Source organism: Geobacillus sp., from assembly GCF_017515625.1.
Classification (GTDB): domain Bacteria; phylum Bacillota; class Bacilli; order Bacillales; family Anoxybacillaceae; genus Geobacillus; species Geobacillus stearothermophilus.
The window spans coordinates 1-12,489 of record NZ_JAFWFM010000043.1 but is presented as its reverse complement, the minus strand read 5'-3'; the positions used below and the strand labels follow the sequence as shown (position 1 = coordinate 12,489).

Sequence of the window (12,489 nt, the reverse complement as noted above, 5' to 3'; positions counted from 1 at the left end):
TGGCCGCGAAGCGCACCCTAGGTCTGTAAGATATCCACAAAACTGAAAAAGGATGTAAGGGATTTTGTCGAAAAATATTTTTTGGACACCCCTGAGGGGCCGAAAAGCCTTGATAAATCAACATTTCTAGAGGGAGGTGGACACGATGGGAGCGTGGCAGCGGATCGCCTTGTTATTGACGATCATTGGCGCGATAAACTGGGGACTAATCGGGTTTTTTCAATTTGATTTGGTTGCCGCCATTTTCGGCGGCCAGGACGCCGTTTGGTCGCGCATCATTTACAGCCTTGTCGGCATCGCCGGCTTGATCAACCTGGCGTTGTTGTTCAAACCGGCCGAAGAGCTCGAGCGCACTGAACCGAAACCGACCCGCACCTGAACGGGGCGGGACACCGCAGTTTGCGGGCGAAACCGGACACTCACCGCTTGGCGGTGAGTGTTTTATTGTTTTGGCAAATCTTCCTTCTTCGACTGCTCGATCCATTCACGCAGCTTTTCTTTTAGCGAGCGGAATCCCGGCTCAAGCGGCATTTTGATGCGCGCCTGGCGCTTCTCCGCGCCTGGTTCAAGCGCCTTCAAGGACAAGCTCGCCCGCTTCATCTTCCAGTCGACATCAAGCACTTTGACGGTCACGTCATCGCCGACATTGACATAATCGCGCACATCTTTGACAAATCGGTGCGAAATCTCGGAAATATGGATGAGCCCCTGCATTCCGCCCTCAAGCTGGACGAACGCGCCGTACGGCTGAATACCTGTCACCTTCCCTTTCACAATGGATCCTCGTTTGATCGTTGGCAAGCAAAACACTCCTATTGGTGAATTTCATCGTTTCTGTATTATAACATAAGGGGAAGGCAAAACCCAAAAATGAGGGGATAGGCCCAAGCGATTGTTTTTCTTGCACGAATGTGCTTGCTCCGTGGCGCGCGGCTCGCCGCCAACTGCCGACCCGATGGATTTTTTCCTAAACCGGCCGCCCCCCGGTCGTGTCCTTGCCGCTCTTTCGCGCGTATAGGCGTCAAGAAAAAGCCGGCGCAAACAGCGGTTCCGAACCAAGCCGCCATTACCGCTCCGTATGGATGAGGGCGTGTGCATGCGAAAACGGAAAAAGGCGCCCCGCTTCCGCGTGGGCGCCTTGGCCGCCGGCTACAAACGCGCCAAAAACCGTTTTATTCGTTTGACGGCTTCCTGCAGCTGTTCAAGCGACGACGCGTACGAACAGCGAACATGTCCTTCTCCGCTTTGGCCAAAGACGCTGCCGGGGACGACCGCCACTTTTTCTTCGATGAGCAGCCGCTCGGCGAACTGCTCTGACGTCATGCCGGTATGCCGAATGGATGGAAACGCGTAAAACGCGCCACCTGGCATATGGCATGGCAAGCCGATTTCATTGAGCGACGACACGAAATAATTGCGCCGCCGCCGGTAGCTGCTGCGCATCTCGGCGACATCGCGCTCCCCGCTGCGAAGCGCCTCAAGCGCCCCGTATTGCGCCATCGTCGGCGCGCACATGATCGCATACTGATGGATTTTCAACATCGCCTGCAAAATGTCTTCCGGCGCCGCAGCAAATCCGAGCCGCCAGCCGGTCATCGCGAACCCTTTCGAAAACCCGGAAATCAAAATCGTCCGCTCGCGCATGCCGCTGACGGCGGCCATGCTCATATAGCCGCCGTCATACGTCAGTTCGGCGTAAATTTCGTCGGCGATGACAAGCAAATCGTGCTCTTTCGCCAGGCGGGCGAGCGCTTCAAGTTCAGCCGGACGGAGAACCGTACCGGTCGGGTTGTTCGGCGAGCAAATGATGATCGCTTTCGTCCGCGCGGTGAGCGCCTGCTCCAGCTGCGCCACATGGAGTTGAAACCCGTCTGCGCCCGTTGTCTGCACCGCCACCGGCGTCCCGCCGGCAAGCACGACAAGCGGCTCATACGCCACGAAGCTTGGCTCGACGACGATCACTTCATCGCCCGGGTCGAGAATCGCCCTCAGCGCCAAATCGATCGCCTGGCTCGCCCCGACCGTCACCAAAATTTCCGTCTCCGGCCGGTAGTCAACGTGAAACTTGCGGCGCAAATAGGCGGCGATCTCTTGGCGGAGCTCCAAAAGCCCGGCGTTTGGGGTATAGGACGTATAGCCTTGCTCAAGCGACAAAATGCTCGCTTCGCGGACGCTCCAGGACGTGACAAAATCCGGTTCGCCGACGCCGAGCGAAATGACACCCTCCATGCCGGAAGCGAGATCGAAAAAGCGGCGGATGCCGGACGGCTTCAAGGCGGCGACCGTCTTCGACACGTATGTGTTTCGCATTTGCGGCTTCATGGCGACACCACGATGCGGCGATCTTGATCTCCTTGACCAAAGACGATGCCGTCATGTTTGTATTTTTTCAAAATGAAATGGGTCGTCGTTGAAATGACAGAATCGAGCGTCGACAACTTTTCCGATACAAACTGGGCAATTTCTGACATCGACCGCCCTTCAATGACGACCGACAAGTCGTAGGCGCCGGACATCAAATATACGGATGTCACTTCCGGAAAGCGGTAAATGCGCTCCGCCACCTCGTCAAAGCCGACGCCGCGCTTCGGGGTCACTTTCACATCGATCATCGCCGTCACCCCTTCATGACCGTCCACCTTCCGCCAGTCGACGAGCGCGGTATATTGGACGATCACTTTCTCCTCTTCCAGCTTTTTGACGAGTGCCTCCGTTTCCGCAACTGGCAGGCCGACCATTTTCGCCAACATATCAAGCGGCGTACGCGCATCTTTTTCTAATATTTTTACAATTTCTAGTTCTTTTTCACTCAGTTTCACTTTGTCTTCCTCCCTTTCATCCATTTCCGCAAACCGGCCGCTGGATGCCGTCACGGGAGCGAACAAGATGCGGCGTGTTTCAGTTTGAGAAGCCGGCGGGCGAGTTTTTGACAGTCGCGGGCAGGAATCGTTTTGTCAAACGCGAATTCATATATGGACTGAATACGGGCGGCCAGCGTGCGGGGATCATCCGTATCGTACACCGCCTGAAGAACGTCGACCGCTTCCACCTCGTAGGCGCCGTTTCCGAGACCGAACGGGTCCCAGGCGCCGATGGTCTCAAGAAGCAGCCGGTTCAACTGCTGTCCGTCCATGCTGTCCATCCACCTCTCTTGCTGCTATGATATAACCAATTATAAGCCATCGATTCGAAAAAAAGAAGGGAGAAGATGCAACAATGTTTCCGTCCGATGAGGGAAAAAGCCATGCCCAAAACGGGGAAGGAACGGCCGCGTCCCTGTTCGACCGCGTGATTGACCGCCGGGGCACGCTGTCCGTGAAATGGGATGATACAAAGCGCATATTCGGGCATGAAGACGTCTGGCCGATGTGGGTCGCCGATATGGATTTTCCGGCGCCGCCCGAAGTGCAGGAAGCGCTGCAGCGGCGGGTTGAACACGGCGTGTTTGGCTACACCGTCATTCCCGATTCACTCAAAGAAGCGGTGTGCCAATGGCTTGAACGCCGTCATGACTGGACGATCGATCCGTCTTGGCTCGTGTTTGCCCCTGGCGTTGTGCCGGCGGTCGCCGCTGCCATTGAGGCGTTTTCGGAGCCGGGGGATGGCGTCGTCGTGTTCTCGCCCGTCTATCGGCCGCTGTTTGATCTCGTCCGCCGCCACGAACGCACGCTCATATTCAGCTCGCTCCGGCTGGCGGAAGAGAACTACGTCATCGACTGGAACGACTTGGAAGCCAAACTACCCGGGGCAAAGCTGCTCATCCTTTGCCATCCGCACAATCCCGGAGGCAAATCGTGGACGGCCGCCGAGCTCGAGCGGCTCGGGGAGCTGTGCCTCAAACACGGCGTCTTCGTCTTATCGGACGAAATTCACGCCGATTTGACGCTTCCGCCGCACCAGCATGTGCCGTTCGCCGCGCTTCGTCCCGAGTTTGCGGCGCAAAGCGCCACATTCCGCGCGCCGACGAAAACGTTCAACCTGGCCGGCTTGCAGGCGGCCGAAGCGGTCATTCCCGACGATTCGCGGCGCCGGGCGTTCCGCCGCATCCAGCAGCGTCACGGCTTTTTTACGTTGAATGCGTTCGCCGTTGTCGGGGCGGAGGCCGCGTACCGATGCGGCGGGTCGTGGCTCGACGCCTTGCTTGCCTACTTGCAGGAAAACATCGAGGCGGCCGCCGCCTATTTGGCCGACCGTCTACCGGCGCTTCACCTCATCCGGCCGCAGGCAACGTATCTCATCTGGATCGACTGCCACGGCCTCGGCCTTTCCGAGGCGGAGCTGAAACGGCGGCTGTTGGAAAGTGGAAAACTGGCTGTTGAATTCGGCAGCAAATTCGGTCCCGAAGGCGCTGGCTTCATCCGCTTAAACGCCGCCTGCCCACGCCCGACGCTCGAAGAAGGGCTGCGGCGGCTGAGGGCGGCGCTAGGCTAGCTTTGCGCCAAAGAAGTGCGGCCAAGCGAATGGCGAAACGGAAACGAAACAGCACCAAATCCGTTGCGGGATTCCTCTATCCATGTCAATCAAAAAGGAAAAGGAAGCCAAACGATCGTTCCTTCCCGTTCTCTGTTCTGCCAACCATGTGCCGCAGAGGCCGTGCAACCGTCGCTTTCGCGCATTTGCCATGCGAAGAGCTGTCCCGGCAACGTGAAACAGGGGCCCGCACGCGAGCCCCTGTTTCATGACGACTTGATTTCCCCGCAGGCGATCCGCCCGCCGGCGTCGCCGGCCGGCTGGGTCATGCCGTCGTCTTTCTTGGCATGAATGACGATCGATGTTCCGTCTTTCGTCAAGAGCGTCCCTTTTTCCCCTTCCCGGAGCGTCACATTCGGCGCCGTCAGCTCGACGTTGACCGTGCCGTCCTCCTTCACAATGATGTTCGGCAAATCGCCGGCGTGCGCCCCTTCCGGATGGAGAAGGCCGTGCTTTTTCCCGTCCGGGTTGTAATGCCCGCCCGCCGACTGAAAATCAGGCGGCTGGCAACTTCCTTTTTCATGAATATGAATGGCGTGCTCCCCCGGCGGGAGCCCTTCCAAATCGAGCTTCAACCGCACTCCTTCGGCTTGCTCCGTCAATTCCACCGTACCGATCCGATCGCCGTCCGCATTGATCATCTCCACCGTCCGGCTCGTTCCTTCATCTTGCCCGCAGCCGGACAACACGAGCAGCACGGCGGACATGATCGCATATGATCCACGCAACACAAACTCCCCCCAGCTTCATATCCGTTATCCGCCATTATTGCCGGGAAAGCGCCGGTTTATACATGCGGCGGCTGTTTTTGTCTGTCCTGTTTGCCGAGCAGCTGTTCTTCCAGCTGCTTCGCCTCCTTCTCCTGACGCCGGGAAATGACGACGATGAGCCGCATGGTAAACACCGCCATCAAGAAAAAGACGGCAAAGGAAATCGCCGCCGGAATGTATTCACGCTTGTCTTCCGGAAAGTACAAAAACAAGTTCAACACCCATGGCCACATCGCAAACAACCTTTCTGCCGTAAAATCATCTATCATTATAGCATAAAAAAGCCGCTGCCAACGCAGCCGGCTATAACGCAAACTTTTTCCTCAGCTGGGTGAAATCGATCCGCTCGCCGAGCGTCGGCGGCTTCGTCTTCGCCAAATACTTTTTGTCGTTTTCGATGAGCCGGAAGATCGTGTAGGCGGTAAACGCATCATCGAGCGCGCAATGGGCTTTTCCAACTGCTTCGTTTCCATACTCTTGCACCGCTTTGCGTAAGGCGGTTTGGTTTTTGTTGCCGAAAAACCGTTTATACTCCAAAGCCAAATCGCGGTGTTCGCCGGTGAATGGAAATGCGACTTGCGCCGACTGACAGTTTTCCCGGAGCACTTTCATGTCCATGCCGCCCCATGTAATGACGGTCGTCGGGCGCTCTCGGTCATACCGCCGGAGCAAGGAAACGAGATCAAAAAAGCTCATGCCGCCATCAATTTGCGCTTGGGTGATGTTGAGGAACGATTTGCACCGGTCGGTGAGTTGCGGAAAACGGAGCGGTTTCACATAGGAGGAAAATTGGCTCACGATTTGCTCCTCAACAACCGCAACAAGGCCGACTTCGATAATTTCCGGGCAAAACCCGCTCGGATTCGTTTTCGTCTCCGGCATCGTAAATTCGAAATCGAGAAACAAATATTGCGGGTCATCCATCGCCGCTTCCCCCCTTTCTTCCATACAGCCGTAATGGGTCTTACTTATTATTATATCACGTAGAAGCCATTGTTTATTTCTTTTTTCAGAAAAGGGCGAAAAAGAGGCGGATGCCGTGAAAGCGGAGTGGTCTGGAGAAACCCAAAGGACATCCCGCTATTTCTTCTCTACTTTGCGCTTTTCGTTATACGTTCTCTCCGTTCGGCTAAATCATCGCGAACCGTCCCTTCCCACGGGCGAACGCCGGAGTAGTACGCCGCACGGCTAATCAAATGAGCTGACACCGGAGATGTTAAAAAAAGAAAGACAATAGCCAACAACAAACGGGAATTGAAATGATCGTGCTTCAACCAAAAGTAAAATAACGTCCCCATTAAGATAAAAATCATCCCTAGAGTAGTGCTTTTGCTAATGGCATGGCTTCTCGTATAGACGTCAGGGAGGCGGAGGGCGCCGATGGCCGAAATCAACGTTAACAGCGCGCCAACCATGACGAGCAACATGATCACCCCATCAATGATTTCCGTCACGTTCAATCACAACCCCCTTTTGCAAAAACTTAGCAAACGCCACCGTGCCAAGAAATGCCAAAATTCCAATCAGCAAAATAATTTCTAAAAACACGCTCGTCTCCAATATGATGGACAGCACCGCCACAATGCCTGCCAGACAAATCCCAATCGCATCAAGCGCAATGACCCGGTCCGCCACAGTCGGGCCCTTGACAACCCGATACAGAAAGCAGATGACAGCAAGCGACAACAACGTCAGCGCGACATTGAACACCACCATCACCGGCTCACCTCCAAAATCGTTTTTTCAAATGATGTCTTGATTTGTCGGATGACTTCATCCACATCCGGAGCATCAATCGTATGAATATAAATCTCTTTCTTATCATCAGAGACGTCGATCACAAACGTTCCGGGCGTCAATGTAATCAAGCTCGACAACAGCGTAATTTCCCAGTTCCTTCTCACCTCAAGAGGAAGAGCGAAAATGCAAGGTTTCATGTCCAGCGACGGGGAAAGAACAATCTTCAAAACAGCCCAGTTGGCCAACAACAACTCTTTGATGAAAATGAGCGCCAGCTTTCCAATCACAAACAACGGTACGGCATAAAACGTCGTCGAGAAATATCTTCGCAGCACAAAAATGATGCCGAAACCAAGAAGATATCCAATGACAAACGATGATCCGCTAAACGAATCAGCAAGAAACATCCAAACGAATGCCAATATCACATTGATCAGCAATTGTTGCGCCATTTGCCTCTACTCCTTCAGCACGGACTCAATATATATTGACGGATCCGCCAACGTCGCCGCCGCCTGAGCGATATATGGACGAACAAATTCGGCCCCGACGCCGTATAAAACGGCCAAGGAAAGAAGCGCGACAATCGGCACATACAGCGGGGCGACTCGTTTTTGCTCATACCCGCGCGCTTCTCCCCAACAAGATTGAATAAAAATTTTCATCACCGAATAAAGCACAAGCAAGCTGGATAATAACACAACCAGCGCAAACAGAAGCTGTCCTTTTTCAAACGCCGCCCGAATAATGAGCGCTTTTCCGATAAACCCGCTGAACGGAGGAATGCCGCTTAGCGCAAGAGCGGAAAGGAATACGGTCCAGCTAAGCAGTGGATACGAACCGAGCAGTCCGCTGAACCGCCCGAGTTGATTCGTTCCCGCGACATACGCAATCGCCCCGATAATGAAAAAGAGCGCCGTTTTCATGACCATGTCTTGCAGCAAGTAAAAGATCGTGCCTTCCATACTTTCTTCTGTCATTAAAGAAATGCCAAACGCCATCACACCGATGGCCGCCACAATGTTATAAATGGCGATTTGCCGCATATCGCGGTAAGCCACGGCGCCAATGACGCCAAATACAACGGTCGCGATCGCCAACCACGCTAAAATCGTATGCGTATAGCCGACATCTTGACGGAAAATGAGCGTGAAAGTGCGCAAGATCGAATACACACCGACTTTTGTCAACAAGCCGCCAAACAACGCAAGCACAGCTGACGGCGGAGCGGAATAAGCCCCCGGCATCCAAACATAAAACGGAAACAACGCCCCCTTTAACCCAAAGACAATGAGAAAAAGCAAGCAAATGACCGTCAATACAGCAGTGTTGTCTGCTTGAGAAATCCGTACAGCTAAGTGCGCCATATTCAATGTGCCGGTCACGGCGTACAAATAGCCGACGGCGATGACAAACAACGCTGATGAAAACACATTGATCACCATATATTTCATCGTTTCCTGAAGCTGGATTTTCGTGCCGCCATGAACGAGAAGCGCATACGATGACATAAGCATCACTTCATAAAACACGAATAAATTAAAAATATCCCCTGTGGTAAACGCCCCGTTCACTCCGACAATGAGAAACTGAAAAAAAACATAGTAGTACATAGACGCCTGTTTCGAATCAATCGTGAAAAATGAATACAGGAGGCAAGCGAACGCGATCATGCTCGTTGTCAACACCAGGAGCGCTGTAAGCATGTCAGAGACGAGCGTAATCCCAAACGGTGCCGGCCAGTTTCCAACGTCCAGCTTCTGCATCCCTTCATGGTCGACAAGGCGCACAAGCCAAGCGCCCGCAGCGATGAGCACCCCTGCTGACACGAGGGAAATCATTTTTTGCGCTTTCAATGATTTCACACAAAACATCAAGATGACCGCTGTCGTCAATGGAATCGCAATCGGAAAAATTACTGCATTAGTCATGGTCTTCCTTTCCCCTCATCTGTTCAATATTGTCCGTCCCGATCTCCTGATAAGAACGATACGCCAAAACGAGCAAAAACGCCGTGACACCAAAGCTAATGACAATCGCCGTCAAAATCAGCGCCTGCGGAACAGGATCGACATAGTGTTCCGCCTGCACGTCAAGCAGCGGCGGCGCTCCTTTTTTCAATCCTCCCATCGTCAATAACAGCAAGTGCGCTCCATGGCTTAACAATCCCGTGCCGATAATGATCCGAAGCAAACTTTTGCTTAACATTAAGTACGTAGCGCCGGCAAACAAACAGCCGATGACAATAATCATGACGACTTCCATTTATTCATCCTCTCCTATCGTTTCGATAATCGTCATGGTCACCCCGACAACGACCAAATAGACTCCTAAGTCAAACAAGACGGCCGTATGGAGCGAAACATCCCCAAGCAGCGGCAGCATGACATGGCCATGGGCGTGCGTTAAAAACGGGACATCGAAGACTAAGCCGCCAAGACCTGTTCCTAAGGCAAACAGCAGCCCGACACCAATGAGCGTGCGATACGAAACCGAGATCATCGACCGGACGGTTTTGATGTCAAACGCCAGCAGCAGCAAAATGATGGCGCCGGCGGTAACGAGACCGGCAATGAATCCGCCGCCCGGGTAATAGTGGCCGGCGAAAAAAAGCTGAATCCCAAATAAAATGATCATAAACGTGACAACGGCCGTTACCGTCCGCAAAATGAGCTCATTCATATTTGCCGCTCTCCCCTTTCGGAGCTTTCAGCTTCACTAAAGCGTAAATGCCGAGTGCCGCGATCGCCAGCACACAAATTTCAAAAAGTGTATCAAATCCGCGGAAGTCAACTAAGATGACGTTGACAATATTTTTTCCAGCCGCTTTTTCATACGCGTTTTCAATATGGTATTGAGCGATCGATGCAAAGTTTTTCTCACTGTACGCCAACAAGGCGATCACGCTGACCAACGCGCCGACGCCAAGCGAAATAAGAGCGTTCCCAAGCCGGAATCGAACGCCTTTCTCATGGCGGCTGAGCTTCGGCAAATGATAAAAGCAAAGCAAAAACAGCGAAACAGAAATCGTTTCAATGACAAGCTGGGTCAATGCCAAGTCAGGCGCCCGGAACAACACAAAGAAAAGGGAAACCGTATAGCCGACCGAACCTAACGCGATAATCGCAACAAGACGTGATTTGGCCGCCACAGTCGTCGCTGTTCCGATCAAGGCGACCAACGCCAATATCAGTTCATGGATGCCCACTTCCGCTAAATGGCTTAGCGAGAGCCTTCCATCTACTTTCAAAACAATCGTTGCGACAAGCAGCACGATCATTACGGACAAAATATACAAGAAATACGTCCGAACATACCCGGTCATGTAACGGCTTGTCAGCGAATACGACTGCTCTTCCATCTGCCGCACGACCGTGTCATATAAGTGATTCAGTGAAAGCCGCTGCGAAAACGCGCCGTACACGCGCCTCCATGAATCAAACTTCCGATATAGCAACACGCCAAGGACAATCACTCCGATCGTCATCCACACTTCAATCGTCCATCCGTGCCAATGACTAATGTGCACGGAAAGCCCTTCCCGACGGAACAAGCCGTTAACAACAGCATCCACCGCCGGAGCAATCACCGTGTTGGACAACACATTCGGAAACAGTCCAAAACCGATGACAAGGACGGCCAGCACCACCGGCGCCACAAGCATCCCCACCGGGGCTTCATGCGGCCGTTTCGGCCATTCCGAAGGCCTCGGAGCGCCAAGAAACGTTTTCCCAACAAAAAGAAGGCTGTACAAAAAGGTGAACACGCTCCCCACCCAAGCGAGCACCGGAAACAAGATCCCCCAGACATCAAGCGAAAACAAATGGGCGTTCGCCACCTGCACCATGGCCGCAAAAAACATTTCTTTGCTTAAAAATCCGTTAAACGGAGGCACACCTGCCATCGACAATGAACCGATGACCGCAACGGTAAACGTGACGGGCATAACGCTGAGCAGCCCGCCAAGACGCCGGATATCCCGCGTCCCGGTCTCATGATCGACAATGCCGGCAACCATAAACAAGCTTCCTTTAAACGTCGCATGGTTGATTAAGTGAAACACTGCTGCCACCACGGCCGCCATATATAAACGACGATCGCCCGGATCGCCATGAAAAGCCAGCGCTCCAGCGCCAAGCAGCGACATAATCAACCCGAGCTGGCTCACCGTCGAATAGGCGAGCAATCCTTTCAAATCTGTTTGGCGAGCGGCATGAAACGATGCCCAACAAAGCGTCGCCATTCCAATGCCCATCACCAACCAAACCCATAGCGAAGAAACAGCAAAAATCGGAGTGAAGCGAGCCACTAAATAAATGCCGGCTTTCACCATGGTGGCCGAATGCAAATACGCGCTGACCGGCGTCGGCGCTTCCATCGCGTCCGGAAGCCAAATGTAAAACGGAAACTGCGCGGATTTGGTAAACGCGCCAAGCAAAATCAAGAGCATCGCCGGAAAAAATAACGGATGTTGCGGCCACGCATCCGCCATAGCCATCCAATCGCGAATACTGTACGACCCTCCACTCATGACCGAAAGCAATAAAAATCCTCCAAGCAAAGACAACCCGCCAAGCACGGTGATGAGCATCGATTTTTGCGCCCCATACCGCGAGCGTTCACGCTCATTCCAGTAGCCAATCAATAAAAAGGATGAAAACGATGTCAATTCCCAAAATAGATAGAGCGCCATTGCGTTGTCCGAAAGAACGACGCCAAGCATCGCTCCCATAAACAAAAGCAAATACACGTAAAAGTGGCCGAGTTTTTCCTTTTCCTTTGGCAAATAGTAAGTCGAATACAGCACGACAAGAGAACCGATCCCTGTGATTAGCAACGAAAAGAGTAGCCCTAACCCATCCATATAGACTTGAAAATCCATTCCTAGAGACGGAATCCAAGGGATCGTTTGTCCGTAGGGGGTAAGAGGGAGATGTTGAATAAAATATAAAAACAATAAGACCGGTAGTGGGAGCACAAACCATCCGGTATGAATCGAACGCACATATTTATACAAAAACGGAACGAATAAAGCATAAATCAGTGGTGAGACAATTGCCAAGTTTAACATGAACCATCCTCCTTCCCTATTGTTTCCCCTCACATCGCCCCGCTTATCCTACTTCGTATTGTATCATAAACTCCCGCCTCTGTCGGCACAACGGTCTGCTGAAAATCAAGCCAGACTTTCGCCGCCTATCTGTATACGAAAAATTCCTAAAAAAGTTTCCCCTTACGCTGCCAATCGCCAATCGCATCGTTTCGATCGAGCAGGTGATTTATATAGATGCAATTTAAAGATTTACCATTTGCAGCTTTTATCGACTGTCAGGCGACCGAACAACGCCGCTTCACAGACCCATATATGGGTCTGTGAAGCAGGTGGTTGTTCGGTCTTCCGTCACGCCTTGGCGTGACGGGGCAAGCCTATGGCTTGCCTTCGACAGTCGAAAATGGACAAACCGCTTTTCCGTCAAGGATATGTTAAACTTCTTCGTTGCATCTATAT

General features: G+C 52.8%; 16 protein-coding genes. 2 read left to right on the top strand and 14 right to left on the bottom strand.

Going from position 1 to position 12,489, the window contains the following annotated elements:
- Positions 1–145 precede the first annotated feature (145 nt).
- On the top strand, positions 146–379 hold the full coding sequence (locus IKE44_RS02670) for a DUF378 domain-containing protein (RefSeq protein ID WP_033010722.1): 234 nt from the start codon (positions 146–148) through the stop codon (positions 377–379).
- 62 nt (positions 380–441) lie between these two features.
- Here the strand turns inward: IKE44_RS02670 and yugI are convergent, their stop codons facing one another.
- The 4 genes from yugI to IKE44_RS02650 all read right to left on the bottom strand — a co-directional run bounded on the left by yugI (position 442) and on the right by IKE44_RS02650 (position 3,133).
- Complete coding sequence (gene yugI / locus IKE44_RS02665) at positions 442–801, bottom strand: S1 domain-containing post-transcriptional regulator GSP13 (RefSeq protein WP_033016285.1); 360 nt, start codon at positions 799–801, stop codon at positions 442–444.
- 348 nt (positions 802–1,149) lie between these two features.
- Positions 1,150–2,322 (bottom strand): aminotransferase, encoded by a 1,173-nt coding sequence (locus tag IKE44_RS02660; RefSeq protein ID WP_033016287.1) that lies wholly within the window; start codon positions 2,320–2,322, stop codon positions 1,150–1,152.
- Complete coding sequence (locus IKE44_RS02655; RefSeq protein WP_049624269.1) at positions 2,319–2,819, bottom strand: Lrp/AsnC family transcriptional regulator; 501 nt, start codon at positions 2,817–2,819, stop codon at positions 2,319–2,321. Before IKE44_RS02655 ends, IKE44_RS02660 begins: the two co-directional genes overlap by 4 nt.
- Positions 2,820–2,869: 50 nt before the next feature.
- Complete coding sequence (locus IKE44_RS02650; protein WP_033016289.1) at positions 2,870–3,133, bottom strand: DUF1871 family protein; 264 nt, start codon at positions 3,131–3,133, stop codon at positions 2,870–2,872.
- A gap of 83 nt (positions 3,134–3,216) precedes the next feature.
- Here IKE44_RS02650 and IKE44_RS02645 point away from each other — a divergent pair, with 83 nt between their 5' ends.
- Positions 3,217–4,431 (top strand): MalY/PatB family protein, encoded by a 1,215-nt coding sequence (locus tag IKE44_RS02645; RefSeq protein ID WP_080985700.1) that lies wholly within the window; start codon positions 3,217–3,219, stop codon positions 4,429–4,431.
- Positions 4,432–4,676: 245 nt separating this feature from the next.
- Here IKE44_RS02645 and IKE44_RS02640 read toward each other — a convergent pair whose 3' ends face one another.
- From IKE44_RS02640 to IKE44_RS02595, 10 genes are all read right to left on the bottom strand, one after another.
- Positions 4,677–5,177 (bottom strand): superoxide dismutase family protein, encoded by a 501-nt coding sequence (locus tag IKE44_RS02640; protein ID WP_171698329.1) that lies wholly within the window; start codon positions 5,175–5,177, stop codon positions 4,677–4,679.
- Between the two features lie 80 nt (positions 5,178–5,257).
- Positions 5,258–5,473: a hypothetical protein gene (locus tag IKE44_RS02635; RefSeq protein WP_033010715.1), complete on the bottom strand. Its 216-nt coding sequence runs from the start codon at positions 5,471–5,473 to the stop codon at positions 5,258–5,260.
- Between the two features lie 70 nt (positions 5,474–5,543).
- The gene (gene kapD / locus IKE44_RS02630) at positions 5,544–6,164 is read right to left on the bottom strand and encodes a 3'-5' exonuclease KapD (protein ID WP_033016292.1); all 621 of its coding nucleotides are present in this window, start codon (positions 6,162–6,164) and stop codon (positions 5,544–5,546) included.
- 167 nt (positions 6,165–6,331) lie between these two features.
- On the bottom strand, positions 6,332–6,667 hold the full coding sequence (gene mnhG / locus IKE44_RS02625; protein ID WP_049624271.1) for a monovalent cation/H(+) antiporter subunit G: 336 nt from the start codon (positions 6,665–6,667) through the stop codon (positions 6,332–6,334).
- 10 nt (positions 6,668–6,677) lie between these two features.
- A complete protein-coding gene (locus tag IKE44_RS02620; protein ID WP_375153659.1) occupies positions 6,678–6,956 on the bottom strand; it encodes a Na(+)/H(+) antiporter subunit F1 in 279 nt (92 codons plus the stop codon).
- Complete coding sequence (locus IKE44_RS02615) at positions 6,956–7,432, bottom strand: Na+/H+ antiporter subunit E (protein WP_033016295.1); 477 nt, start codon at positions 7,430–7,432, stop codon at positions 6,956–6,958. Before IKE44_RS02615 ends, IKE44_RS02620 begins: the two co-directional genes overlap by 1 nt.
- A 6-nt stretch (positions 7,433–7,438) precedes the next feature.
- Positions 7,439–8,911 carry a Na+/H+ antiporter subunit D gene (locus IKE44_RS02610; RefSeq protein WP_049624264.1) on the bottom strand — a complete coding sequence of 491 codons (1,473 nt, stop codon included), beginning with the start codon at positions 8,909–8,911 and terminating at the stop codon, positions 7,439–7,441.
- Complete coding sequence (locus IKE44_RS02605) at positions 8,904–9,245, bottom strand: Na(+)/H(+) antiporter subunit C (RefSeq protein WP_033016299.1); 342 nt, start codon at positions 9,243–9,245, stop codon at positions 8,904–8,906. The genes IKE44_RS02610 and IKE44_RS02605 overlap by 8 nt, the downstream gene beginning before the upstream one ends.
- Complete coding sequence (locus IKE44_RS02600) at positions 9,246–9,662, bottom strand: Na(+)/H(+) antiporter subunit B (protein WP_049624265.1); 417 nt, start codon at positions 9,660–9,662, stop codon at positions 9,246–9,248.
- Positions 9,655–12,051, bottom strand: coding sequence for a Na+/H+ antiporter subunit A (locus IKE44_RS02595; protein ID WP_049624266.1), 2,397 nt, complete (start codon positions 12,049–12,051; stop codon positions 9,655–9,657). The genes IKE44_RS02600 and IKE44_RS02595 overlap by 8 nt, the downstream gene beginning before the upstream one ends.
- Positions 12,052–12,489 lie beyond the last annotated feature (438 nt).

Bases quoted from the DNA above. Each gene is read 5' to 3' on its own strand.
- IKE44_RS02670 (WP_033010722.1), top strand. From the start codon at position 146: ATGGGAGCGTGGCAGCGGATCGCCTTGTTATTGACGATCATTGGCGCG.
- IKE44_RS02660 (WP_033016287.1), bottom strand. From the start codon at position 2,322: ATGAAGCCGCAAATGCGAAACACATACGTGTCGAAGACGGTCGCCGCC.
- IKE44_RS02650 (WP_033016289.1), bottom strand. From the start codon at position 3,133: ATGGACGGACAGCAGTTGAACCGGCTGCTTCTTGAGACCATCGGCGCC.
- IKE44_RS02645 (WP_080985700.1), top strand. From the start codon at position 3,217: ATGTTTCCGTCCGATGAGGGAAAAAGCCATGCCCAAAACGGGGAAGGA.
- IKE44_RS02640 (WP_171698329.1), bottom strand. From the start codon at position 5,177: ATGTCCGCCGTGCTGCTCGTGTTGTCCGGCTGCGGGCAAGATGAAGGA.
- IKE44_RS02635 (WP_033010715.1), bottom strand. From the start codon at position 5,473: ATGTGGCCATGGGTGTTGAACTTGTTTTTGTACTTTCCGGAAGACAAG.
- kapD (WP_033016292.1), bottom strand. From the start codon at position 6,164: ATGGATGACCCGCAATATTTGTTTCTCGATTTCGAATTTACGATGCCG.
- mnhG (WP_049624271.1), bottom strand. From the start codon at position 6,667: ATGTTGCTCGTCATGGTTGGCGCGCTGTTAACGTTGATTTCGGCCATC.
- IKE44_RS02620 (WP_375153659.1), bottom strand. From the start codon at position 6,956: ATGGTGGTGTTCAATGTCGCGCTGACGTTGTTGTCGCTTGCTGTCATC.
- IKE44_RS02615 (WP_033016295.1), bottom strand. From the start codon at position 7,432: ATGGCGCAACAATTGCTGATCAATGTGATATTGGCATTCGTTTGGATG.
- IKE44_RS02610 (WP_049624264.1), bottom strand. From the start codon at position 8,911: ATGACTAATGCAGTAATTTTTCCGATTGCGATTCCATTGACGACAGCG.
- IKE44_RS02605 (WP_033016299.1), bottom strand. From the start codon at position 9,245: ATGGAAGTCGTCATGATTATTGTCATCGGCTGTTTGTTTGCCGGCGCT.
- IKE44_RS02600 (WP_049624265.1), bottom strand. From the start codon at position 9,662: ATGAATGAGCTCATTTTGCGGACGGTAACGGCCGTTGTCACGTTTATG.
- IKE44_RS02595 (WP_049624266.1), bottom strand. From the start codon at position 12,051: ATGTTAAACTTGGCAATTGTCTCACCACTGATTTATGCTTTATTCGTT.